The organism is Saccharopolyspora antiqui (assembly GCF_052246905.1).
Taxonomy (GTDB): Bacteria; Actinomycetota; Actinomycetes; order Mycobacteriales; family Pseudonocardiaceae; genus Saccharopolyspora.
This window is the reverse complement of record NZ_JBQQBO010000001.1, coordinates 272,408-293,491: the sequence shown is the minus strand read 5'-3', so window position 1 is coordinate 293,491 and position 21,084 is coordinate 272,408. Positions and strand designations below refer to the sequence as shown.

19 protein-coding genes are annotated in these 21,084 nt (G+C 69.7%); 8 read left to right on the top strand and 11 right to left on the bottom strand.

Going from position 1 to position 21,084, the window contains the following annotated elements; translation table 11 throughout:
• Positions 1 to 87 precede the first annotated feature (87 nt).
• Positions 88 to 1,497, top strand: coding sequence for an MFS transporter (locus tag ACTWQN_RS01315; protein WP_443201417.1), 1,410 nt, complete (start codon positions 88 to 90; stop codon positions 1,495 to 1,497).
• Here ACTWQN_RS01315 and ACTWQN_RS01310 read toward each other — a convergent pair.
• The 8 genes from ACTWQN_RS01310 to ACTWQN_RS01275 form a co-directional block, all read right to left on the bottom strand.
• On the bottom strand, positions 1,440 to 2,414 hold the full coding sequence (locus ACTWQN_RS01310) for an alpha-ketoacid dehydrogenase subunit beta (protein WP_443201416.1): 975 nt from the start codon (positions 2,412 to 2,414) through the stop codon (positions 1,440 to 1,442). The genes ACTWQN_RS01315 and ACTWQN_RS01310 overlap by 58 nt on opposite strands.
• 9 nt (positions 2,415 to 2,423) lie before the next feature.
• Positions 2,424 to 3,386 (bottom strand): thiamine pyrophosphate-dependent dehydrogenase E1 component subunit alpha, encoded by a 963-nt coding sequence (locus tag ACTWQN_RS01305; RefSeq protein ID WP_443201415.1) that lies wholly within the window; start codon positions 3,384 to 3,386, stop codon positions 2,424 to 2,426.
• Complete coding sequence (locus ACTWQN_RS01300; RefSeq protein WP_443201414.1) at positions 3,383 to 4,372, bottom strand: alpha-ketoacid dehydrogenase subunit beta; 990 nt, start codon at positions 4,370 to 4,372, stop codon at positions 3,383 to 3,385. The genes ACTWQN_RS01305 and ACTWQN_RS01300 overlap by 4 nt, the downstream gene beginning before the upstream one ends.
• Positions 4,373 to 4,503: 131 nt before the next feature.
• Positions 4,504 to 5,553, bottom strand: a complete 1,050-nt coding sequence (locus ACTWQN_RS01295) for a thiamine pyrophosphate-dependent dehydrogenase E1 component subunit alpha (protein WP_443201413.1) — start codon at positions 5,551 to 5,553, stop codon at positions 4,504 to 4,506.
• Positions 5,550 to 6,416: a sugar phosphate isomerase/epimerase family protein gene (locus ACTWQN_RS01290; protein ID WP_443201412.1), complete on the bottom strand. Its 867-nt coding sequence runs from the start codon at positions 6,414 to 6,416 to the stop codon at positions 5,550 to 5,552. Before ACTWQN_RS01290 ends, ACTWQN_RS01295 begins: the two co-directional genes overlap by 4 nt.
• On the bottom strand, positions 6,413 to 7,576 hold the full coding sequence (locus ACTWQN_RS01285) for a dihydrolipoamide acetyltransferase family protein (protein WP_443201411.1): 1,164 nt from the start codon (positions 7,574 to 7,576) through the stop codon (positions 6,413 to 6,415). The genes ACTWQN_RS01290 and ACTWQN_RS01285 overlap by 4 nt, the downstream gene beginning before the upstream one ends.
• Before the next feature lie 4 nt (positions 7,577 to 7,580).
• On the bottom strand, positions 7,581 to 8,327 hold the full coding sequence (locus ACTWQN_RS01280) for an SDR family NAD(P)-dependent oxidoreductase (protein ID WP_443202001.1): 747 nt from the start codon (positions 8,325 to 8,327) through the stop codon (positions 7,581 to 7,583).
• A gap of 38 nt (positions 8,328 to 8,365) precedes the next feature.
• Positions 8,366 to 9,370 (bottom strand): helix-turn-helix domain-containing protein, encoded by a 1,005-nt coding sequence (locus ACTWQN_RS01275; RefSeq protein WP_443201410.1) that lies wholly within the window; start codon positions 9,368 to 9,370, stop codon positions 8,366 to 8,368.
• A gap of 208 nt (positions 9,371 to 9,578) precedes the next feature.
• Here ACTWQN_RS01275 and ACTWQN_RS01270 point away from each other — a divergent pair, with 208 nt between their 5' ends.
• Positions 9,579 to 10,553, top strand: coding sequence for a zinc-dependent alcohol dehydrogenase (locus tag ACTWQN_RS01270; RefSeq protein ID WP_443201409.1), 975 nt, complete (start codon positions 9,579 to 9,581; stop codon positions 10,551 to 10,553).
• A gap of 70 nt (positions 10,554 to 10,623) precedes the next feature.
• On the opposite strand, the gene ACTWQN_RS01265 is transcribed toward ACTWQN_RS01270, so the two are convergent.
• Positions 10,624 to 12,771: a WD40 repeat domain-containing serine/threonine protein kinase gene (locus ACTWQN_RS01265; protein WP_443201408.1), complete on the bottom strand. Its 2,148-nt coding sequence runs from the start codon at positions 12,769 to 12,771 to the stop codon at positions 10,624 to 10,626.
• Positions 12,772 to 13,164: 393 nt separating this feature from the next.
• Here ACTWQN_RS01265 and ACTWQN_RS01260 point away from each other — a divergent pair, with 393 nt between their 5' ends.
• The 5 genes from ACTWQN_RS01260 to ACTWQN_RS01240 all read left to right on the top strand — a co-directional run bounded on the left by ACTWQN_RS01260 (position 13,165) and on the right by ACTWQN_RS01240 (position 17,458).
• Positions 13,165 to 13,890 carry a hypothetical protein gene (locus tag ACTWQN_RS01260; RefSeq protein WP_443201407.1) on the top strand — a complete coding sequence of 242 codons (726 nt, stop codon included), beginning with the start codon at positions 13,165 to 13,167 and terminating at the stop codon, positions 13,888 to 13,890.
• 75 nt (positions 13,891 to 13,965) lie between these two features.
• Positions 13,966 to 14,316 carry an SAM-dependent methyltransferase gene (locus ACTWQN_RS01255; protein ID WP_443201406.1) on the top strand — a complete coding sequence of 117 codons (351 nt, stop codon included), beginning with the start codon at positions 13,966 to 13,968 and terminating at the stop codon, positions 14,314 to 14,316.
• 237 nt (positions 14,317 to 14,553) lie between these two features.
• A complete protein-coding gene (locus tag ACTWQN_RS01250; protein WP_443201405.1) occupies positions 14,554 to 15,687 on the top strand; it encodes an endo-1,4-beta-xylanase in 1,134 nt (377 codons plus the stop codon).
• 358 nt (positions 15,688 to 16,045) lie between these two features.
• On the top strand, positions 16,046 to 17,017 hold the full coding sequence (locus tag ACTWQN_RS01245; protein ID WP_443201404.1) for a PrsW family intramembrane metalloprotease: 972 nt from the start codon (positions 16,046 to 16,048) through the stop codon (positions 17,015 to 17,017).
• A gap of 21 nt (positions 17,018 to 17,038) precedes the next feature.
• A complete protein-coding gene (locus ACTWQN_RS01240; protein WP_443201403.1) occupies positions 17,039 to 17,458 on the top strand; it encodes a response regulator in 420 nt (139 codons plus the stop codon).
• Here the strand turns inward: ACTWQN_RS01240 and ACTWQN_RS01235 are convergent.
• Positions 17,436 to 18,080, bottom strand: coding sequence for a response regulator (locus tag ACTWQN_RS01235; protein ID WP_443201402.1), 645 nt, complete (start codon positions 18,078 to 18,080; stop codon positions 17,436 to 17,438). The genes ACTWQN_RS01240 and ACTWQN_RS01235 overlap by 23 nt on opposite strands.
• A gap of 68 nt (positions 18,081 to 18,148) precedes the next feature.
• Between ACTWQN_RS01235 and ACTWQN_RS01230 the strand changes: the two genes are divergently transcribed.
• Entirely contained in the window at positions 18,149 to 19,573 is a 1,425-nt protein-coding gene (locus ACTWQN_RS01230) for a CHASE3 domain-containing protein (protein ID WP_443201401.1), read from the top strand.
• A gap of 43 nt (positions 19,574 to 19,616) precedes the next feature.
• Here the strand turns inward: ACTWQN_RS01230 and ACTWQN_RS01225 are convergent, their stop codons facing one another.
• Entirely contained in the window at positions 19,617 to 20,873 is a 1,257-nt protein-coding gene (locus ACTWQN_RS01225) for an acyl-CoA dehydrogenase family protein (RefSeq protein WP_443201400.1), read from the bottom strand.
• Between the last annotated feature and the right edge of the window lie 211 nt (positions 20,874 to 21,084).

The following is a 21,084-nucleotide window of genomic DNA, read 5'->3' as shown; positions in this document are numbered from 1 at the left end:
GCGGTCGGTGGGGTGCCGCGTGAACGCGCAAGGAATCATGCAGGCGTCGTCAAGAAAGCCCAGCCGCGCCTCCATAGCGTCACCCGTATGGCAACAGTCACGATCGCCAGCGAACAGGATGTCGCGGACTTCATCGAAGCGGACCGGCCGACCGGTTCGCGCATGCGCTGGGTCTGGGTTCTGGGCCTGGGCGGTGTCTTCTTCGAGGCCTACGCCAACGCCGCGCTTTCCGCCGGGCTCGCACCGCTGACCGAAGAACTCGGGCTCAGTGCGGGCGAAGTGAGCCTGCTGGCCAGTTCGTCGATGCTCGTCGCGCTGGTGCTGGGGCCGGTCGCGGGGCTGCTCGCCGACCGGCTGGGGCGGGTGCCGATGCTGGTGGCCGCGAAGGTGATCGCGCTGCTGTCGGCGGTCATCTCGGCGTCCTCCTCGGACTACGCGCTGCTGCTGTTCGGGCGTGGTCTCGCGGGTGTGGCGTGGGCGTTCGACTTCGCGGTGGTGATGGCCTACCTCGCGGAGTTCCTGCCGACGCGCAAGCAGAGCAAGCTCAACCGCTGGCAGGGCATCTGGTACGTCGCCACGACCTGCAACCTGCTGCTCACCGTCGCCATCTACCAGGCGGGTGTCGGGCAGAGCATCTGGCGCTGGTCGCTGGGCTCAGCCGGGCTGATCGCGGCGGTGCTCGGCGTGCTGCAGGTGTTCCTGCTCAGCGAGAGCCCGCGTTGGCTGGCCAGCAGGGGCCGCTTCGACAAGGCCGCCCGCACGCTGCGCGGCCTCTACGGCGTGGAGGTCATCGCAGGCCCGGCGCGGGCGGCCACCGCGCCGCGCCGGGAGTCGTCGATCGGCGACATCGCGCAGTTGCTGCGCCCGCCCTACCGGCGGCGCACCGTGCTGGCCGTCGTCACGTTCTACTGCCAGGGCTTGGAATACTTCGCCATCGGCTGGTACCTCCCGGTGATCTCGCTGCAACTGTTCGGGGAGGACTTCACCGCCGCCGCGCTCGGTTCCGCGCTGTTCAACGTGTTCGGCATCGTCGGCGGCTTCGCCTCCGGTGTGCTGGCCCAGCGGTTCACCATCCGCCGCACGATGCTGGTCGGCTTCGCGCTCGCCGGGCTCGTGCTGCTGCTGCTCGGCGGCATGTTCGAGGGAATCCCGCTGTGGCTGGCGTTCACGCTGCCCGCGCTGTTCTTGCTGCTGCACTCCGGCGGACCGGCACCCGGCGGGATGAGCCTCGCCGCCGCGGCGTACCCCAGCAACCTGCGCGCCCTCGGCTCCGGCATCACCAACATGGCCGGTAGCACCGGCGGTGTCACCGGATCCTTCGTGTTCCCGCTGGTCCTCGACGCGCTCGGCGCGGGACCCACCATCATGGTGATGGCGGTCATCCCGCTCACCGGATTCCTCACGTCGCTGCTGATCCGCTGGGACCCGGAACGCGAGCCTCACCTGCCCAGCGACGCGCGCACCGCGGACTCGATCTCCCCGGCGCCGGGCACGTAGGCGTCCTCCAGCCCCGGGCTGAGCGGGATCGGCGTGAACGGTGCGCCGACCCGCTCGATCGGGGCGTCGAGGTAATCGAACGCGGCGTGCTGCACGGCCGCCGCGATCTCGGCGCCGAAACCGCCGAACTCGACGGCCTCGTGCGCCACGACGAGGCGGTTCGTCCGCCGCACCGAAGCGACGATCGCGTCGAGATCCAGCGGCACGAGCGTGCGCGGATCGATCACCTCGATCTCGATGCCGTCCGCGGCAAGGCTTTTCGCCGCGTCCAGTGCTTCGTGCACCAGCCGCGAGAGCGCGACGACCGTGACATCGCTGCCTTCCCGCAACACGCGGGCCTGGCCCAGCGGCACCGGCTCGATGCGTTCCGGCACCTGTTCGCGCCGGAAGTACAGCGTCTTGTTCTCGACGACCACGACCGGGTTGTCGTCGTTGATCGCGCTCGTGAGCAGCCCGGCGGCGTCCTCGGCGCAGCTGGGCATCACCACCTTCAGCCCCGGGATGTGCGTCAGCCAGCTCTCCAGGCTCTGCGAGTGCTGCGCGGCACCCCGGTAACCGGCGCCGCCCTGCGTGCGCAGCACCATCGGCACGCGCAGCTGACCACCCGACATGAAATGCGCCTTGGCCGCCTGGTTCACCAGCTGGTCGAGGGCCAGGGTGATGAAGTCGATGTACATGATCTCCAGCACCGGCCGCAGGCCGGACTGCGCGGCACCGACCGCGACACCGCAGATCGCGGCCTCGCTGATCGGGGTGTTGATCAGCCGTTCGGTGCCGAACTCCTCGGCCAGGCCCGCCGTCGTGGTGTACGGGCCGCCGTGCGCGACGTCCTCACCGAGCACGAACACCCTCGGATCGGCGCGCATCGCCTCGGCGAGCGTGCTGCTGATCGCTTTCGCGTAGGTCGTTTCGGGCACTGCGCTCCTTCACGCGTAGACCAGCGACGCCGCGTGCGCCGCGGACGGCGCCGGGCTCGTCCTGGCGAACTCCACCGCCTCGGTCACCGCCTGCTCCGCGTCCCGCTCGGCGGATGTCACGTCGTCGTCGGTGAACCAACCGGCCGCGCTGCCCTGCGCGGCCAGGCGTCGGATCGGGTCCTTGCGCTGCCAGTCCTCGGCCGACAGCGCCTCCCGGTAGCGGTCCGGGTCGCCCTCGTAGTGGCCGCGCAGCCGGTGGGTCAGGCATTCCAGCAGCGCGGGCCCTTCGCCGCGCCGCGCCCGCGCCAGCACCTGCCCGAAGGCCTCCCACACGGCCGCGGCGTCGTTGCCGTCCACGGTCTCGCGTGAAAAGCCGTACGGGGCAACCACATCGGTGACCCGCTCCACCACGGTGTGCGCCGAGCGGGGGGTGAACTCGGCGAAACCGTTGTTCTCGCACACGAAGACCACCGGCAACCGCCACAGCGCGGCGAGGTTCACCGACTCCGAGAAGTGGCCCGCCTGCGCCGCGCCGTCGCCGAAGAACACCACGGCCACGGTGTCCCGGCCGGTGAGGTGGCTGGCGAGCGCGCTGCCGACCGCCATCGGAATGTTGCCGCCCACCACACCGGTCGCGCCGAGCAGGCCGTGCTCGGTGTCCACCAGGTGCATCGACCCGCCGAGGCCCTGGCACACCCCGCCCTGGCGGCCCATCAGCTCGGCCATCAGCCCGCCCAGTGGTGCGCCCTTGGCGATCGCGTGCCCGTGCGCGCGATGTCCACTGTAGACGGCGTCGTCGTCGCGCAGCTGTCCGCACACGGTGGCGGCCACCGCTTCCTGGCCGACGCTGAGGTGCATGAGGCCGTGCACCTCGTCGGCGCGTTTGAGGCGGCCGACGCGTTCCTCGAACGCGCGGATGCGGCACATCACGCGGAACACCTCCAGCGCCGTGGCGCCGTCGAAGGCGCTCACCGCGCGACCTTCGCGCTCGCGGCGGGCTCCAGAACCTCCCGCACGGCGCGCGTGATCTTCGCTTCGTCGGGCAGCACGTACTCCTCCATCGGCTGGCTGTAGGCGATCGTCGTGTCCAGCGCGGTGACGTGCTTGATCGGGGCCCGCAGGTCGGCGAAACCGTGTTCGGCGACCTCGCTGGCGATCACCGCGGCCACCGAGGAGTGCCGGGTGGCCTGGTCGACGAGCACCAGCCTGCCGGTCTTCGCGACGGATTCCAGGATCGTCGCGGTGTCCAGCGGGGCGATCGTGCGCGGGTCGATGACCTCGACGCCGATGCCTTCGGCGGCCAACTGCTCGGCCGCGGCCAGCGCGCGGTGCACGGTCCAGCCGGTGGCCACGATCGTCACGTCGCCGCCGGGGCGCTTGACGTCGGCCACGCCGAAGGGGATGGCGTAATCGCCCTCGGGCACCTCGCCCTTGTCCAGCATGAGCAGGTAGTGCTGCAGGTAGAGCACCGGATTGTCGTCGCGGATCGCCGTGGTCATCAGACCTTTGGCGTCGGCCGGTGTGGACGGCAGCGCCACCTTGAGGCCCGGCACGCCCTGGAACATGCCGTAGATGGAGCCGGTGTGCTGGCCCGCCCAGCCAGCGGTGAAGCCGTAACCGGCCTTGAGCACCAGCGGCACTCGGACCTGCCCACCGGTCATGGTGTGCATCCGCGGCGCCTCGTTGACGACCTGGTCCATGGCGACGAGCAGGAACTCGGCCATGTAGAGCTCGACGACCGGACGGTAGCCAGCCATCGCGGCACCCACCGCCATCCCGATCTCCGCCGTCTCCGAGATCGGTGTCACCCGCACCCGATCGCTGCCGAACGCGGCCAGGTACGGATCGTTGTCGGTGGTCGCGATGTTCTGTCCGAAGTAGAGCACGCCGTCGTCGCGCGCCATCTCCTGCCGAATCGCCTCGTCGATCGCTGCGACGTAAGGCAGCTCACGTGCCACGTTCTCCTCCTGAGAGCCCGTTTTCGAGGTGAAGGGCACCTTTTCCCAACATACTTGGTGAAAGGTGCCCTTCACCCATCACTGGATCGGTGAGTGGACCGGGCGGTTCGGGACCGCCTGGTGTGCCGGGCTCACGAGGCCTCGGCGTAGGCGAGCGCGTCCTCGGGCTTCGGAAGCGGGCTCGCCAACCCGAATTCGACCGCCTCGGCCATCTCGTCGCGCGCCGCGCCCGCGAGGCCGTCGGCTTCGGCGGCCGTGAGCACGCCGCCGGTGACGAGGGTCCCGCGGAACCGGGGGATCGGGTCGCCGCGCTTGGCGGCCTCGTACTCCTCGACCGCGCCGAACACCTGGACCGCCTCGTGCTCGGGGAAGTGCAGCGGCACACCGGGCGGCGCGATGATGTTGCCGTGCGCGCTCAGCCGGTACACCTTGGACTCCACGAGCGTCGGGCCCGCACCAGCGCGCGCCCGCGCGACGGCCGTGGCGACGGTGTCGTGCACGGCGATCGGATCGCCGCCGTCCACGGTCACACCGGGCATGCTGTACGCGGTCGCCTTGATCGACAGCGGCTCACCGGCCGCCGCGTTGGCGTCCTCCTGGTCGCTGCGGGTGACGACGTTGTAGTTGTTGTTCTCCATCACGTACACGATCGGCAGCTTCCAAAGCGACGCGATGTTCAGCGACTCGTGGAACGCGCCCTGCTTCGTCGCACCGTCGCCGAAGAAGCACAGCACCACCTGACCCGCGCGGCGCACCTGGGCGGCATACGCGACCCCGGTGGCCTGCGGGATGTTCTGGGCGACGATGCCGGAGGTGCCCAGGAATCCGCGGCGGGGGTCGGCGAGGTGCATCGAGCCGCCGTAACCCTTGCACAGGCCGGTGCTGCGGCCGTAGATCTCCGCCATCATCCGGCGCGGCTCGGTGCCGAGCACGATCGGATATCCGTGGCAGCGGTAGGTCGCCATCAGCTGGTCGCCTTCGCCGATCGCGGCGAGCGAACCGACGATGGACGCCTCCGCGCCGTCCGCGAGGTGCGTGTGCCCCCGGATGACACCGGGATGCTCGGTGAAGGTCCGCTTCACCCGCTCCTCGAATTCCCTGATGCGCAGCATCTGGGCGAGCATCCACACCCGGCGCTCGTCGTCGACTCCGTCATCCGTGGGGTTATCCGTGGGGCTCACTTCGGGGCCTCCTGCATCGAATCGTGGACGGAGCGCACCGTCCGCTCGAACATTTCCGAAATGGGCAGTGCGCGCAGGTCCTCGGAGAGCACCTCGACGCCCCACGGACCGTCGTAGCCGAGCTCCCGCAACACCGACACGTAGCCCCGCACGTCGAACTCGCCCTCGCCGGGCAACCGCCGGTACTTCGTGGTCTCCTTGACGTGGTCGGGCAGGTTTGCCCGCATCCCGTCGCTGAGCTCCACATAGGACAGATAGCGCTTCGGGATGACGCGCAGATCGTCCGGCGTCAGCCCGAGCTTGCCGAGGTGCCAGAAGTCGATTGCCAGTCCGCTGTTCTCGGCAGCGGCGCCCTCGACGACTTCCAGCGCGGTGTCGAGGGTCGGCGCGTTGCGGTCGAAGGGCATCAGCTCGTAGACGATCGGCGCCTCGTGCCGGGTGGCCGCATCCGCGCACAGCTCGCCGAAGCGGTCGATGAGCTTGCCGCGCTCGCACGGCGTGCCGAGGATGTTGCCGACCTTGATGTGGTGCGCGCCGAGTTCCGCGGCCGCGTCGAAGAGCAGCTTGCGCGTTTCGTCGGAGGCCTGCCTGCCGGGCGTGCCGCTGTCCAGGAACCAGTCGCCCAAGAACTCGATCTCCAGCACGTCCAGGCCGTGGTCGCGGAAGATCTGCCCGATCTCGGCGAGGCTGCGATTCTCCAGCAGGTGCACGAGGTCGGCGTGCCAGAGGCCGAGTCCGGCCATCCCGGTGCGCGCGGCTTCGGCGCAGCGCCGCGGCCAGTCGAACAGGCTCCACTCGCGGCCGGTGTGGACCTCGACCGGACCAGCAGTGGTCCAGTACGAGCCGAGTATGCGAGCCGTCATGGGTCGCTCCTTCCCCCCAGCAGCAGGGTCAGCGGTTCGGTGAGCAGTTCGCGCAAGCGCGCCAGGAACGCCGCCGCATCGGCGCCGCCGAGGATCCGGTGATCCGCCGTGAGCGTCGCGCGCAGCACGCGGCCCGCCACCAGCACGCCGTCGCGCACGCACGGGCGTTCCTCGACGGCGCCGACCGCGAGGATCGCGGCCTGCGGCGGGTTTATCACGGCGGTGAACTCGCTCAGCCCGTACATCCCGAGGTTCGACACGGTGAACGTGCCGCCGTCGAGGTCGGCGGGCGTGAGCAGACCGTCGCGGGCGCGCTCGGCGAGCGCGCTCGTGGCGCGGTCGATGTCGGGCAGCGCGCGGGTGTCCGCGTCGAACACGGTGGGCACCAGCAGCGCGTTGTCGGCTGCCACCGCGATCCCGACGTTGACGCGTCCGTAGAGGTGGTAGGCGTCGTCGAGGTAGGCGGCGTTGACGCGCGGATGCTCGCGCAGCGCGAGCGCGACCGCCTTGACGACCATGGCGTTGTAGGTGGGCGCCGCACCGGTGATCGCCGCGATCCGCGCCCGCAGCTCGGCGCAGCCGCCCATGTCGATCTCGGTGGTGGCGGTGAACTCCGGGATCGTGCGCTTCGCCTCGACCATCCGCGCGGCCGCGGTCCGCTGGCTGGTGGTCGGCTCGACGACCGTCACCGCACCCCGGACACCGGGCTCGGCCGTAACTTTCGCGGTCCTGGGCGGCTCGGGTTCGACCCCGGTTACCGTGACGCTGGCTGCCCTGCCGTCGGCCGGGGGTGTGGCCGCTTCGACGTCGGCGCGCACGATGCGCCCGCCGGGGCCGGTCCCGTTGAGGGCCGCGAGGTCGATGTTGTTGTCCCGGGCGAGCCGCCGGGCCAGCGGAGATGCCTTGAGCCGCACATCGGGCGCGGCCACCGCCGCGCCGATCCGGGCGATGGGCGCACCGACCGGGTGGGTTTCACCGGCACCGGCGATGATCTCCAGTCGCCCGGCCGACTCGGCCTGGTAGGTCACCGTCGCCTTGTCGGTCTCGATCTCGACCAGATCCTCACCGCGCCGCACCTCGTCGCCGGTCTCGCGCAGCCAGCCGACGACCAGCCCTTCGCTCATCGACTCCGACAGCCGCGGCATGACGATTTCGCGCACCGCGTCACCAACCCGCGACGGAACCGGCGTCGACCGGCATCGCGATGCCGGTGACGAACGAAGCGTCGTCCGAGCACAGCCACGCGACGGCGGCGGCGACCTCAGCCGGATCGCCGGGGCGGCGCATCGCCTGCGGGCGCAGGATTTCCTGCTGCCGCTGCGGACTGATGCCGCTCATCAGCGATGTCATGATCGCCCCTGGACACACGGCGTTGACCCGAATCCCTTCCTCGGCGTACTCGATGGCGCCGTTTTTGGTCAGCCCGACGATGCCGTGCTTGCTGGCGGTGTAGGCGCTGAGCAGCCGCACACCGCGCAGCCCCGCGTTCGACGAGGTGTTGACGATCGACCCGCCGCCACCGCGCAGCATCTGCCGGATCTGGTACTTCATCCCGAGGAACGTGCCCCGCAGGTTCACCGCGATGACCCGGTCGAACTCGTCGGCCTCGGTGTCGGCGAGCAGCTTGTGCACGCCGATTCCCGCGTTGTTGTGGGCGAAGTCGAGGGTGCCGAAGCGTTCGACGACGTGCGCGACGAGCGCGACGTTGTCCTGCTCGTTCGCGACGTCGCAGGCGAAGAACTCCGCTCGCCCGCCTGCGTCCCGGATCTCCGCTGCGGTTTCTTCGCCGCCATCGCGGGCCGATTCGAGGTCGGCCACGACCACTGCGGCACCCTCGGCCGCGAGCCGGATCGCGCATGCTCTGCCGATGCCGCCCGCCGCGCCGGTGACCAGTCCTGCCTTGCCGTGCATCACTCCCGGAAAGCTAAGCGCACCAGCCCGGCAAGACCTTAGTCTGCGTGCGGGATTACTTGGCCATTCATGCGCGCCGCCGCCGTGCGCCGCACCTCCCTCGGCGCCAGGCCGTACTCGCGCTTGAAGACGTTGGAGAAGTGGGCGGCATCGGAGAAACCCCAGCGGAACGCGATTTCCGTGACGGTGCCCGCACCGGGCTGTTCCAGCTCCGCGCGGCAGCGAGCCAGCCGGGACTTGCGCACCAGCGCGGCCACCGACTCGCCGGTGTCGGCGAACAGGCTGTGCAGCGAGCGCAACGAGATCGCGTGCGCCTTGGCGATGGATTCGGGGCCGAGCCGGGGATCCTGCAGGTGCGCGCGGATGTAGCGGCGGATGTCGGCGCGCAGCGCGTCGCGCACGGCGGCCCTGCTGTCGGGGATGCCCGGTTCGACCGCGGCCCGCAGCAGCTCCAGCGCCACGTCGGTCGCCGTGCTGAGGGTGGCGGCATCACTGGCGGCCAGGCCGGGCAGTTCGTCGACGAGCGCGTCCAGGTACCTGACGAGCAGGCGTGCGCCGGGATTTTCCGCGAGCGAGGGCAGTGCCTGCAGGTCGGCGAGCCGCGGGCACACCGCGAGCACCCGCTCCCTCGGGAAGATCAACGTGCGTTTCATGAACGGCTCGACGACCTCGACGTCCACCGGGTGCGCGCCATCCCAGAGGATCACCTCACCGGGGGTGACCACGTGCTCACCGGTCGCGTACCGGACCCGCTCGGCACCCTTGCGGACCATCTGGAAGCCGATCATCGACTCGCCCGCGCCGCCCATGAGCACGTCGTGGTGCCCGGAGAACGGCGTGCACACGCAGTCCACCAGCGTCAGCTCGCCGAACCTGCGGCGCACGACCGTGCCCTGGAACTTCTGCGGCGTGCGATGGGTGAACCGGACGTCGAAGCCGACGTGGGTCGATGCGAGGATGTCCGCCCACTCATCGGCAACGCCGAAGCGGTCGGCGGTTCGCTGGAGGTGCCAGCGCTCGGGCGCGTTCGACAAGGGCGCCATTGCCCCGCCTCCCTGTTGACGTGCGATGCTCCGCGCCAGCCTGTCTCGAAAGGCCCCCGGCTTTCAACCGCCGTCTTGGCTATGCGCGCGCGAGTTGTTGTCACTTCGCGCGGCATCGGTCGGGCCGGGCGGGTGTGGCGGTAGCGTCGCGGCAGGTCTGCGGAAGGGAGCTCACGTGCGTGCCGGGGTGTTCCGTGGTGCGAGGCGGATGTCGATCGAGCAGGTGCCCGATCCGGTGGCCGGACCCGCCGACATCGTGCTGGATGTGCGGGCTTGCGGGGTTTGCGGCTCCGACCTGCACACCTACACGCAGGGGATGTTCACCGGACTCGGCCAGATCATGGGGCACGAGTTCGCCGGGGAGGTCGTTTCGGTCGGCGCGGATGTCGCGGACATCTCGCCCGGCGACCGGGTGACCGGGCTGCCCATCCAGCCCTGCGGGGCGTGCCGCCGCTGCCGCGAGCAGGTCGGGCACCTGTGCGAGGTTTGGAACACCCGCAGCATCGCGTTCGGGTTGCCGGGTGCTTTCGCGGAGCGGCTGCGGATTCCTGACGCGGTGCTCGGCCGCAACGTCCACCGGCTGCCGGACGCGGTGAGCTTCGACGCGGGCGCGCTGGTCGAACCGCTCGCCGTCGCCGTGCACGCCGTCCGGCAGGCGGAGCTGCGGCCCGTGCAGTCCGCGGTGGTGCTCGGCCTCGGCACGATCGGGCTGCACGTGGCGCAGGTCCTGCTGGCCGAAGGGGCGTCGCCGGTGATCGGCGTCGACCGATCGCCGCTGCGCCGGTCGATCGCCGAGCAGTTGGGCGTGACCGCGCTCGCCGACGTGGCCGATGTGCCCGGCGATCCGGAGATCGACATCGTCTTCGAGGTGACCGGTGCGCCCGCCCTGGTGGCGCAGGCCGCCGAAATCGCCCGCCCGCGGGGAACCGTGCTGATCGTGGCGCTCTACGAGGAGCCCGCCCGATTGGACCCCACGCGGCTGGTGCACAAGGAGCTCACGGTGCGCGGCAGCGCGATGGTCACCCCGGACGACTTCCGAGACGCCATCGACCTGCTCGCGACCGGGCGGGCCCAGGCGGAACCCCTGATCACGCACCGCAAACCGCTGGCCGAACTGGGCGCGGCCTTCGACGCGCAACTGGACGCGGACCAAGCGGTGAAGGTCGTGGTGGTGAACGACTAACGGGTCTGGAAGTGACGCGTCCGACCCCAGCCGTGCCGTGGAGGGGTCGGGCGCGGCGTAGGTATCTCTCCTACTTTCGGATTTGCCAAAGGCTCACGGTGCCGTCGTAGCCAGCGGTGGCGAATAGCTGGCCGCCCGGGCTGAAGGCCACGTCGTTCACCGAATAATCATAGGAATAATCCATATTTTCGCCGCTGGGGTCGGGGCTGGTTTCGCTGGTGTGTTTTCGGCCGCTGGCCACATCCCACAGCTCCACCTTGCCGTCGTCGCCGACGGTGGCGAGGAGCTTGCCGTCGGGGCTGAAGGCGACACCGTTGAGATCTCCACTGCGGTTGTCGGTGTCGTCGGCGAGGGTGGCGCGTTGTTCGCGGCTGGCCACATCCCACAGGGCCACCTTGCTGTAGTCGTCGGCGGTGGCGAGGAGCCCGCCGTCGGGGCTGAAGGCGACACGACTGACTGCGACGCGGTATTCACCGGTGAGGGTGGCGCGTTGTGCACGGGTGGCCACATCCCACAGTCGCACCGTGCCATCCCTGCTGGCAGTGGCGAGAAGCCGACCGTCCGGGCTGAACGCCACACCATTCACCGCTTCGAGGTGGCCGGTGAGCATGGCGAGTTCTTGACCGCTGGCCACGTCCCACAGCCGCACCCTGCTGTCCTGGCCAGCGGAGGCCAAGATGCGGCCGTCGGGACTGAACGCCAGGTCATTGATCTGCTCGGTGTTGCCGGTGATGGTCGCGCGTTGTTCACGCGTAGCCACATCCCACAACTCCACCGTGCCGTCCACCCTGGCGGTGGCGAGGAGCTGGCCGTCCGGGCTGAAGGTCACATGATTGGCTGAGCTGCTGCTGTATCGGCCGCTGAGGATGACGCGCCGTTCGCGGCCGGGCACATCCCACAGTTCCAGCATGCCTCCCCTGGTGGTGGCGAGGAGCTGGCCGTCCGGGCTGAACGCCACGCTGGAAATCGCCTCGTTCGAACTCGTGTCGAGCGAACTGGCGTAGAGAGTGTCGTCGAGGTAGAACGACGGACCGGCGGTGAGGAGGGCGGAGATGCCGAGCACAACCGCGATGAACACTGCGACGGCCGCTCCGATGATCAGCAACAGGAGCCCGAGGTGCCGTGGCCGGGCAGTCGTCTGGGGGTGCGGCGCGTGGGTGTATTGCCGGGTGTGCGGGAGCTGGGTGTATTGCCGGGTGTCTGGGGGCGCTGCGGCGGCAGGAGCGTTGGGGGAGGTCTCGTCTGCCGTGTCGCGCTGTGTCGGGGTCGCCGGGGGTGTGCCAGCACCGGGCACGTCCGAGACGGCGGCGGGCTGAGATGAGTCAGGAGACGGCGTGGCGTGACCGTCGCTGCCAACGGTGGTGGCGGGTTGACCGCACAGGTCGATGACCTCGGCGGGCGCGGGACGCCGCTGGGGGTCCTTGGTCAAGCACGCCGCGGCGATACCGCGGACGGGCTCAGGGCACCCGTCCAGGTTGGGGTCCTGTTCCAGAATCCGGTGGACGACAACGTGTCCTGATCCGCCGCCGAAGGCCAACTCGCCGGTGGCGGCGAAGTTCGCCACGACGCCCAGCGCGAAGACGTCGACCGCTGGGGTGAGTGTCTGCCCCAGGATGTACTCCGGTGCCATGTAGGCCGGTGTACCGAGCAGGACGTCGGTGCCGGTGACCGAGCTGACTTCGGCAGCGCGGGCGATGCCGAAGTCGATGACCCTGGGTCCGTCGGCGGTGAGGATGACGTTGGAGGGTTTGAGGTCGCGGTGGATCACTCCCGCGGCGTGGATGGATTCCAACGCCTCGGCCACCCTGGCGAGCAATGTCAGCGTCGCGTCGACGGGCAAGGGGCCGTATTCGGCGACCGCGTACTGCAGCGAGGGGCCGGGAATGTAGGCAGTGGCCAGCCACGGCTCGTCCGCCTGGACATCGGCGTCGACCACCGGAGCGGTGTAGAGCCCGTGGACGAGCTTGGCCGCGGCCACTTCCTGCTCGAAACGTCGACGAAAAGACCAGTCAGCAGCGTATTCGCGGTGTACCACCTTGATCGCTACCGAGCTCCCGGCTGGCGTATGCCCCAAGTAGACGCGGCCCATCCCGCCCTCGCCGAGAACCGCTTCCAGCCGGTAGCGGCCGATCGTGGCCGGATCAGTGGGTTTCAGCGGACGACGGGGTGGTGGCGCGGTCCACACCTCCTGCTGATCGGCGGCGGTGGTCGGCGGCACCGTAGGTCGACCTGGGCCCGGCTCGGACATCCAGGCTGTCACCCCCTCAAAGATCTGCGCACACCGCGCCGCCCCTTGCCCGGGAGGTCGATGGATCACCCGAGGTTCCAGCCGCAACCCCGCCCAAGCTGACCCGTCCAGGCGCGCTTCGGTCCGCAGCCTAGATGACCACGACCGGGAGTTCAGCCCTTCCAACACATGTTGCCGTGTCCAGGCATCGCACCCAGCACCGCGCCCCGCCGGTCAGCGGCTCTCCCATTAGGGAAAAGGGGACAAGTGTCCGTGCCGTATAACAATCTCACCAGCGCGCGGCGGCTCGTGTGCAGGACAAGCCCAGCAACGTCGATACACTGACACTTCGATGAGGAGGCGCGTTGTGGGCGTGATGTTCGAGTGGAGACGATCCACAATGGACGCTGTGTGGATACCGGGCGAGATCGCCACCTGCCCGACGACCCGCGTACTGCTCGCGAGATTCCGCCCGTGAACCGCGCAAGAGGCCCAAGATGGGCGCTGGTCGTCATCGTCGCCGCACTGCTCGCCGGGTGCAGCCCATTACCGCCCGAGTCGCCGAAAGGCGGGCCGAGCCAGGCCGCGCCCCCGGAATTCGGCCCGCTGTCCGACCTGTGCGTCCTGGTGCCGCCGTCGACGCTGTCGACGCTGTCGACGACGAGCTACGCCGACATCACGCACACCAGGCGGCACGAGGACGACTCCCAACGTAACGGTAGCGAGACGCTCTTCTGCCGCTGGGGGCCGGGCGATGTCCAACCTCCTTCAGACGGCACCGATACCCCCGAGCTCCAGATTCGGTTCCACCGCTGGTTCCACACTCCCGAGTGGGACCGCAGGCAGATCACCGCGACTCCCACGCAGATGAATGCCAGCTCCTTCGACCGGTGGTACGGGCGATGGCCGCGAATCGAGATTCCCAATACCGACCGGGCGGCACTGCTGCTGTACAAGTCGAACGACACCGCGATACTCGCCGTCTTGATCCGCAACATCGATGTGGAGATGAGACTCATCGACAAGACGGCGTCGCGCGAGATCCTGGAGCAACGCCTGAGAGACGTCGCCACGCACGCCGCCGACGAACTGTCCAAGATGAACTTCTAACAGCTCGCCCAGCACGATCGGCGTGCCTGATCAACGTTGGGTTTCCTGCTCGTCCGGCTGGGGTCGCCTGGCAATGTGGACGCCACCGCCAGGTGCCCGATTCGCGAGGACCCGAACGGGATCATGGCCGCTTACCTCGACGCCTTGCCGTCCGGCTCGTACTTGGCGCTGACGCACTGGTACGACCCGGCCGACGGCAGTGGTGCCAGCACAACCGCACGTCGCATCCAGGACCTGTTCAACAACGGCGGACTGGGGTCGGCGACGTTCCGCGGCCGAGCGCGGATCGAGTCGCTGTTCACCGGACTGGAAATGCTCGAACCGGGGTTGACCCGCATCGCGGACTGGTGGCCGGACGGGCCGCGGCTCAAGCCGCTCGCCGACATCGACGAGATCGTCCTCGGCGGCGTCGCCCGCAAGCCATGACCGCCGTGCGTGCGGACACGTGCTCACCTGGTCGCCCAACGGTTTCCGGGGGAGTGCAGCTGTCGCCCGGAACAACCGGGCGCTCGCCCACCGCCTTCCGCTGCCGGTAGATCGGGGATCTTGACGCCCCGCTCGCGTACCGCCTAATGTCCGTTGCGCGAAGTTTTGAAACTTTCCGGAACTTTCCAAGCAACGCCGGTACGTAGCAGCGCCGGTACGTGGAAGCGGGAGTCCGCAATGATGCCGAACCGCCTCGTGACCGCCACTTTCGCCGCCGCACTGGCGATTCCGCTGGTGACCCAGGTCGCCGCCGCGCAACCCCTCGATCACCGCGCGCCGGACACGCTGCGCGAAGCGGCGCCCGAAGGTTTCGTCATCGGATCGGCCGTCGCAGGCGGCGGCCACCACGAAGACCAGCCCTACCCCGATCCGTTCACCTCAGACGCGCCGTACCGGGATGTGCTGGCTGGCGAGTTCAGCTCGCTCTCGCCCGAGAACCAGATGAAGTGGGAGTACATCCACCCCGAACGGGACGGCTACAACTTCGGCATGGCCGACGCGATCGTCGACTTCGCCGAGCAGAACCAACAGGTGGTGCGCGGGCACACCTTGCTGTGGCACAGCCAGAACCCCGAGTGGCTGGAGAACGGCGACTTCTCCGCCGACGAGCTCCGCGAGATCCTGCGCGAGCACATCATGACCGTGGTGGGCCGCTACGCGGGCCGCATCCAGCAGTGGGACGTGGCCAACGAGATCTTCGACGACTCCGGCAACCTGCGGACCGAGGAGAACATCTGGCTCCGCGAACTAGGACCGGGCATCATCGCCGAGGCGTTCCGCTGGGCCCACGAAGCCGATCCCGAGGCGCAGCTGTTCTTCAACGACTTCGGCGTCGAGGGCGTCAACGCCAAGAGCGACGCCTACTACGCGCTCATCAATGACCTGCGGGCCCAAGGCGTGCCGGTGCACGGCTTCTCCGCGCAGGCCCACTTGAGCCTGGCGAACGGTTTCCCCGCCGATCTGGAGCAGAACCTCCGCCGGTTCGACGAACTCGGCCTCGCCACCGCCATCACCGAGCTCGACGTGCGGATGGTCCTGCCCGACAACGGCGTGCCGACCGATGCGCAGCTGGCACAACAGGCCGACTACTACCGCCGGACGCTGGTCGCCTGCCTGAACGTCGACGGCTGCGACTCGTTCACCATCTGGGGCTGCACCGACAAGTACTCCTGGGTCCCGGTGACCTTCCCCGAGGAAGGCGCGGCAACGGTCATGTGGGACGACTTCATCCGCAAACCCGCCTATTTCGCACTGCGCGACACGCTCGCCCAGGCACGGGACAACCGCCAGCCCGCAGCCACCGGCATCTGATCGCCAAACGATGATCAGCGGTCGCTGCGGTTCCAGTTTCCTTCGTACCTGCGAGTCGGTTGCTGAGCCGCGCGGTCATCGAGGCCGCCGCACAGAGCGGGGCGAGCATGGCAATCGAATGTCCCTTGTGGACGGATGCTGGCCGGTGGTGCCGGTCCGGCCGCGCGGCGCTTCAAGCGCACGCGGATGCTGGTCGTCCCCCGCGCCGGAGGTCCAGTAGCAGGCAGCTCGAATACCTGCCAGCCGCCAGGGCGAATGGTTGCTGGCGGTGACGACATCCGGCCTGCGCAGCGCCACGCTCGGGATAGCGGGCTTGCCACCCCGCGAGAAGCCGAGCGGACGTGAGGGGAGAACGACCATGATGCCACCGGCAGCGCAGGAGGTCCCGGACAACGCCACGTCCACCGGAACCCGGCCGCACCGGCTGCGGACCGGGCCGGGGTGGGTGCGGATCTTCGGCGGCGGACTGGTGCTGTGGTTGGGTTCGGTGCTGGTCACGTTCGCGACCGGCAACGTCACCCTGATCCCCACCATCATCCTGCTGGGCAGCTTCCTGATCCCGGTCACCTTCGTCGCCTACGCGTTCGAGCACTCCGACGAGGTCGTCACCGGCCAGCGCGTCTTCATCGCCTTCGTCTACGGCGGGGTGCTCGGCGTGCTGGGAGCCTCCGTCCTGGAGTCCGCCTTCCTCGGCCGACCCGCCGGGCTGACCTACGTCGGCGTCGGACTGATCGAGGAGGCCGTCAAGCTCGCCGCGCTGTGGCTGCTGGCCCGGCGACTGCCCCGCTACACGATGCGGGATGGGATGGTGCTCGGCGCCGCCGTCGGTTTCGGGTTCGCCGCGTTCGAAAGCGCTGGCTACGCGTTCAACGCGCTGTTCACCTCCGGTGGTGGCCTGAACCTGCTGAACCTGGTCGAGACCGAGGCGCTGCGCGGCATCGTGGCGCCGGTCGGGCACGGGCTGTGGACGGCGATCCTGGGCGCGGCGCTGTTCGCGGCGGCGGCGCGGCGGGGCCGCCCGCGGCTCGGCGTTGCGATCATCGGCTGGTACGTGCTGGTGGTCCTGCTGCACGCGCTGTGGGACGGTTCCCGGGGGTTGGCGGGCTGGCTGACGCTGGTGCTGACCGGCACTTCGCAGCAGTGGCTGCTGATCGAGTACGGTGCCGCGCCCACCGCGACCGAGGCGCAGCTGCACCTCTACACCGCGCTGATCTGGCTGCTGCTGGTGGTGGACGCGCTCATCGGCGTGCTGGTGCTGGTCGGTCGGTGGCGGCGGGCGACCGCCGCAGCGCGTCCGGCCGTGGAAAGCGGTGCGGATGAGCGGACGTGAGTGCGCGGGAGGGGTGAGGTCGTGTTCCGCTGTCTGATCGTCGACGACAGTCCGCGTTTCGCCGCTGCCGCCCGCGGAGTGCTGGAGGCGGGGGACATCGCGGTCGTCGGGGTGGCCGCCACGGGCGCGGAGGCGCTGCGGCAGGCGGCGGCACTGCGGCCGGATGTCGCTCTGGTGGACATCGATCTCGGTGGGCAGAGCGGCTTCGACGTGGTCCGGCGGCTGCACCGCGACGCCGGTCTTGCGCCCACGCGGCTGATCCTGATCTCCACCCACGACGAACAGGACTACGCGGAGCTGATCGCGGCCAGTCCGGCGGTCGGGTTCCTGCCCAAGACCGCGCTGTCCGCCGCCGCCATCCGCGACCTGCTCCGCCAATCCGGCGACGACCATCACCGCGACGACGGATCCGGGCAGGTCAGCGGGCTTCCAGGAAGGTGACCACGGCCTGGACCCGACGATGCACGTCGTCGGTCTCCGGGAGGTTCAACTTGGCCAGCACGTGCCGCACGTGCTTCTCCACCGTTCCCTCCGTGAGCCACAACCGGCGGGCGATGCCCGCGTTGGAGCGACCTTCGGCCATCAACGCCAGCACCTCCCGCTCGCGCGCGCTGAGCGCGGCCAGCGGGTCGTCGCGCCGGTGCGCGGTCACCAGCTCCTGCACCAGCGCCGGGTCCACGACCGAACCGCCCTTGGCGATCCGCTCCAGCGTTTCGATGAACTCCTCGACGTCGGTGATGCGGTTCTTGAGCAGGTAACCGATCCGCTGCCCGGTGGCCAGCAGCTCCATCGCCTGCTCGACGTCGGCGTGCGCGGACAGCACCAGGATGGCGGTCTCGGGGAACTCGGTGCGGATCACCCGGGCGGCGTCCAACCCTTCGGTGGTGTGCGTCGGCGGCATCCGGATGTCGACCACCACCAGGTCGGGTGCCAGGTCGCGGACCAGTGCGAGCAGCCGCGAGCCGTCGCCCGCCTGCCCGACGACTTCGAAGCCGGACCGTTCGAGCAGGCTGGCCAGGCCCTCCCGAAGCAGGACGTCATCCTCGGCCAGGATCACTCGCACCGCGGCTCCATCGGCTTGACCAGCATCATCGACCAGCGTCTCACCGGTAAGCGTCCCACGCTGTGGGCATGCCGTGGAGACCGCGCGGGGCACCCGAGCCGGAGCTCAGGGCCGGGCTGACGCGTCGCATGCTCATCGCGAGCGGCCTGCTCGCGCTGATCGTCGCCGCCGCCTTCGCGGTCCTGCTCGCCTCGGTCGCCGACCTGCGCGCGTCGGAGCAAAGCACCCGGCGGTCCGAAGAAGTGGTCGTGGCGGCCAACCGGTTGGAGCGGCTGGTGGTGGACGTCGAGGCGGGCGAGCGCGGGTTCCTGGTGACCGGGCAGGACGACAGCCTCGACCTGTGGCGGTCCGGGCAGGCCGCCATTCCCGCGCAGGCCGAGGCGTTGCACCGGTTGGTGGCCGACAGTCCCGGACAGCTCGCGCTGGCCAGGCGGATCCAGCAGGATGCCGCCGCCTACATCCGCGACTACTCGACGCCGCTGGTCGACACCGCGATGCGCGATCTCGATGCCGCCCGGACCCAGGCGGCATCCGGCGAGGGCGCGCGGCGCATCGACGCGATCCGGGCCGAGTTCGACCGCCTGGTGGGCGTCGAACAGGGTCTGGAGGTGGAGCGGCAGGCCCGCTCCGGCGCGGCTGGCCGCCGCGCGATCGGCGCAGCGGTCGCCGGGCTCGCCGGATCGATCGTGCTCATCGTGGTGTTCGCGGCCTATCTCTCGCGGGTGATCGTCAGGCCGGTGCGCCGGGTCGCGGCCATGGCGGGTCGGCTCGCCGGTGGCGACCTCGGCGCGCGGCTGCCGGAACGCGGCGTCGGCGAGATCGGCGTGCTGGAGCGCAGCTTCAACAAGATGGCGGGCTCGTTGCAGGACAGTCGGCGGGAGATCGCCGCCTCGCGGGCCCGGATCGTGGCCGCGGCCGACCAGGCCCGGCGGCGCATCGAGCGGGATCTGCACGACGGCATCCAGCAGCGGCTGGTGTCGCTGGCGCTGGAACTGCGCGCCGTCGAGGCGAGCGCGCCGCCCGAGCTCAGGCAGCGGCTGGCCGCTGTCGCCAACGAGCTGGTGGCGGCGACCGACGACCTGCGGGAGCTCTCCCGCGGCATCCACCCGGCGATCCTGTCCGAGGGTGGGCTGCCGCCCGCACTTCGGGCGCTCGCCCGCCGCTCGGCGGTGCCGGTGGAGCTAACCGCGGACATCCCGGCTCGGCCGCCCGAACAGGTCGAGGTCGCTGCGTACTACGTGGTCTCCGAGGCGTTGACCAACGCCGCCAAGCACGCCCGCGCGTCGGTGGTGCGGGTGGCGGTGCACGTGCTGGCGGACAACCTGCACCTGGTGGTTCGCGACGACGGAGTCGGCGGTGCGACGGCCGGGCCGGGCTCCGGGCTGGTCGGGCTCACCGACCGCGTCCAGGCGTTGGGCGGGACGGTCACGATCACCAGCCCACCCGGAGCGGGCACCACGCTGGTGGTGGACCTACCCATCGAAGGCCCCTGACGCGGCCGGTCCGATCGGCGATGGGCGTTCGGTGATGGGCGAGTCAGAAGGGGCTCTTGCGGAGTCCGAAGTGGACTTGGGCGATCTTCATCGCCGTCCACTGGTACTGCGCCGAGATGTGTCCGCGGTACATCGAGACGTCGCGGAAGTAGCGTTGGATGGGATGTCCCGCCCGGGCCGCGGATGAGCCAGCGGAGCGGTAGAGGAGGCTCACCGCCTCGCTGGCCAGCTCACCGGCGCGCTGGATGATCCCGTACAGGCGGACGTCCTTCTCCATGGTGAAGGTGATTCCCCGTTCGACCAGGTCCGCGCAGTACTCCATGTACTGGTCGCAGGCCCGGATCACGATCGCTTCCGCGGCGTCGGTCATGGTCATGGCCATGCCGAGGTCGGCTTGGTGGTGCGGGTCGTCGCGGCGCAGGTCGAACGGTGGGAAGAGCATCGTGCGGGTGTTGATGATGTTCTCGTACTCGTCCACGGCTGCCTTGGCCGCGCCGACCATCGGGCTGACCAGAGCGAGGTGGAAGAACCCGGCGACCGGCCCGAGGTACATCGGGTTGCCGTGCAACTCGTTGCCTTCGGACGGCTTGTCGTAGTCGTGGTGCACCCAGTCGAACAGACTGGTGCGGTGCTCGGGCACGAACACGTCGTCGACGACCACGGTGTTCGAGCCGCTGCCGCGCAGGCCGAGGGTGCCGTCACCGCTCCAGTCGTCGAGCACCTGGAACTCGCCGCGCGGGACGATGGCCGCGATGATCTCGGGCAAGCCGTCCGGGCCGACGCTGTCCTTGACGACGGCGTTCACGGTGGCATAGGTGGAGTAGGGGACACCGGACTGGTAGGGCGACGCGCCGGTCAGCCGGAATCCGCCGTCGACCGGGGTGGCCTCGATCGCGCCCGCGACGCTGTGCGAGGACCGGAAGTACCCGGCCGGGTTGTTGAACACCTCGTCCTGCGCCTGCGCCGACCAGTGCGAAGCGGTGGTCAGGTTGTGGTTGTGGCCGAGGCTGTAGCACCAGCCGGTGGAGGGATCGCCCCGGGAGATCTCGATGACGACCCGGGCGTAGGCGGACAGGTCCATTTCGAGTCCGCCATATCGCCTCGGGGTGAGGACTCGGTACAGGTCGGCGTCCACCAGGGCGCGGTGCACGTCCTCGTCGTAGTGCCCCCTGGCCTCCGCGGCGTCCTGCTGCGCGCGGAGCATGGGACGCAGCTCCGCGGCGCGCTGGACCAACTCGCGGGGCGTCGGTTCCTTGCCGACCGAATCGACCTGGTCAGCCAAGTGGTGGGTGAGATCCACGATGGCCTCGCCTTCGACGTATCGATGCGTGTTTCGCTGCTCGGGGTGTTGCGGGGTGGCTCGAAATCGGCCCGGTGGCATTTCCGGCTGATTGCTTGTCGTACCAGAGTTCAATGCCGCCCGGTAGTCGTTGATCGTCCCGTGAAACGGGTCTGCGCAGCCCCCGCCACTGGCGGACCACTCGATCGGTCCAGCTGTCGATGTCGAGGAC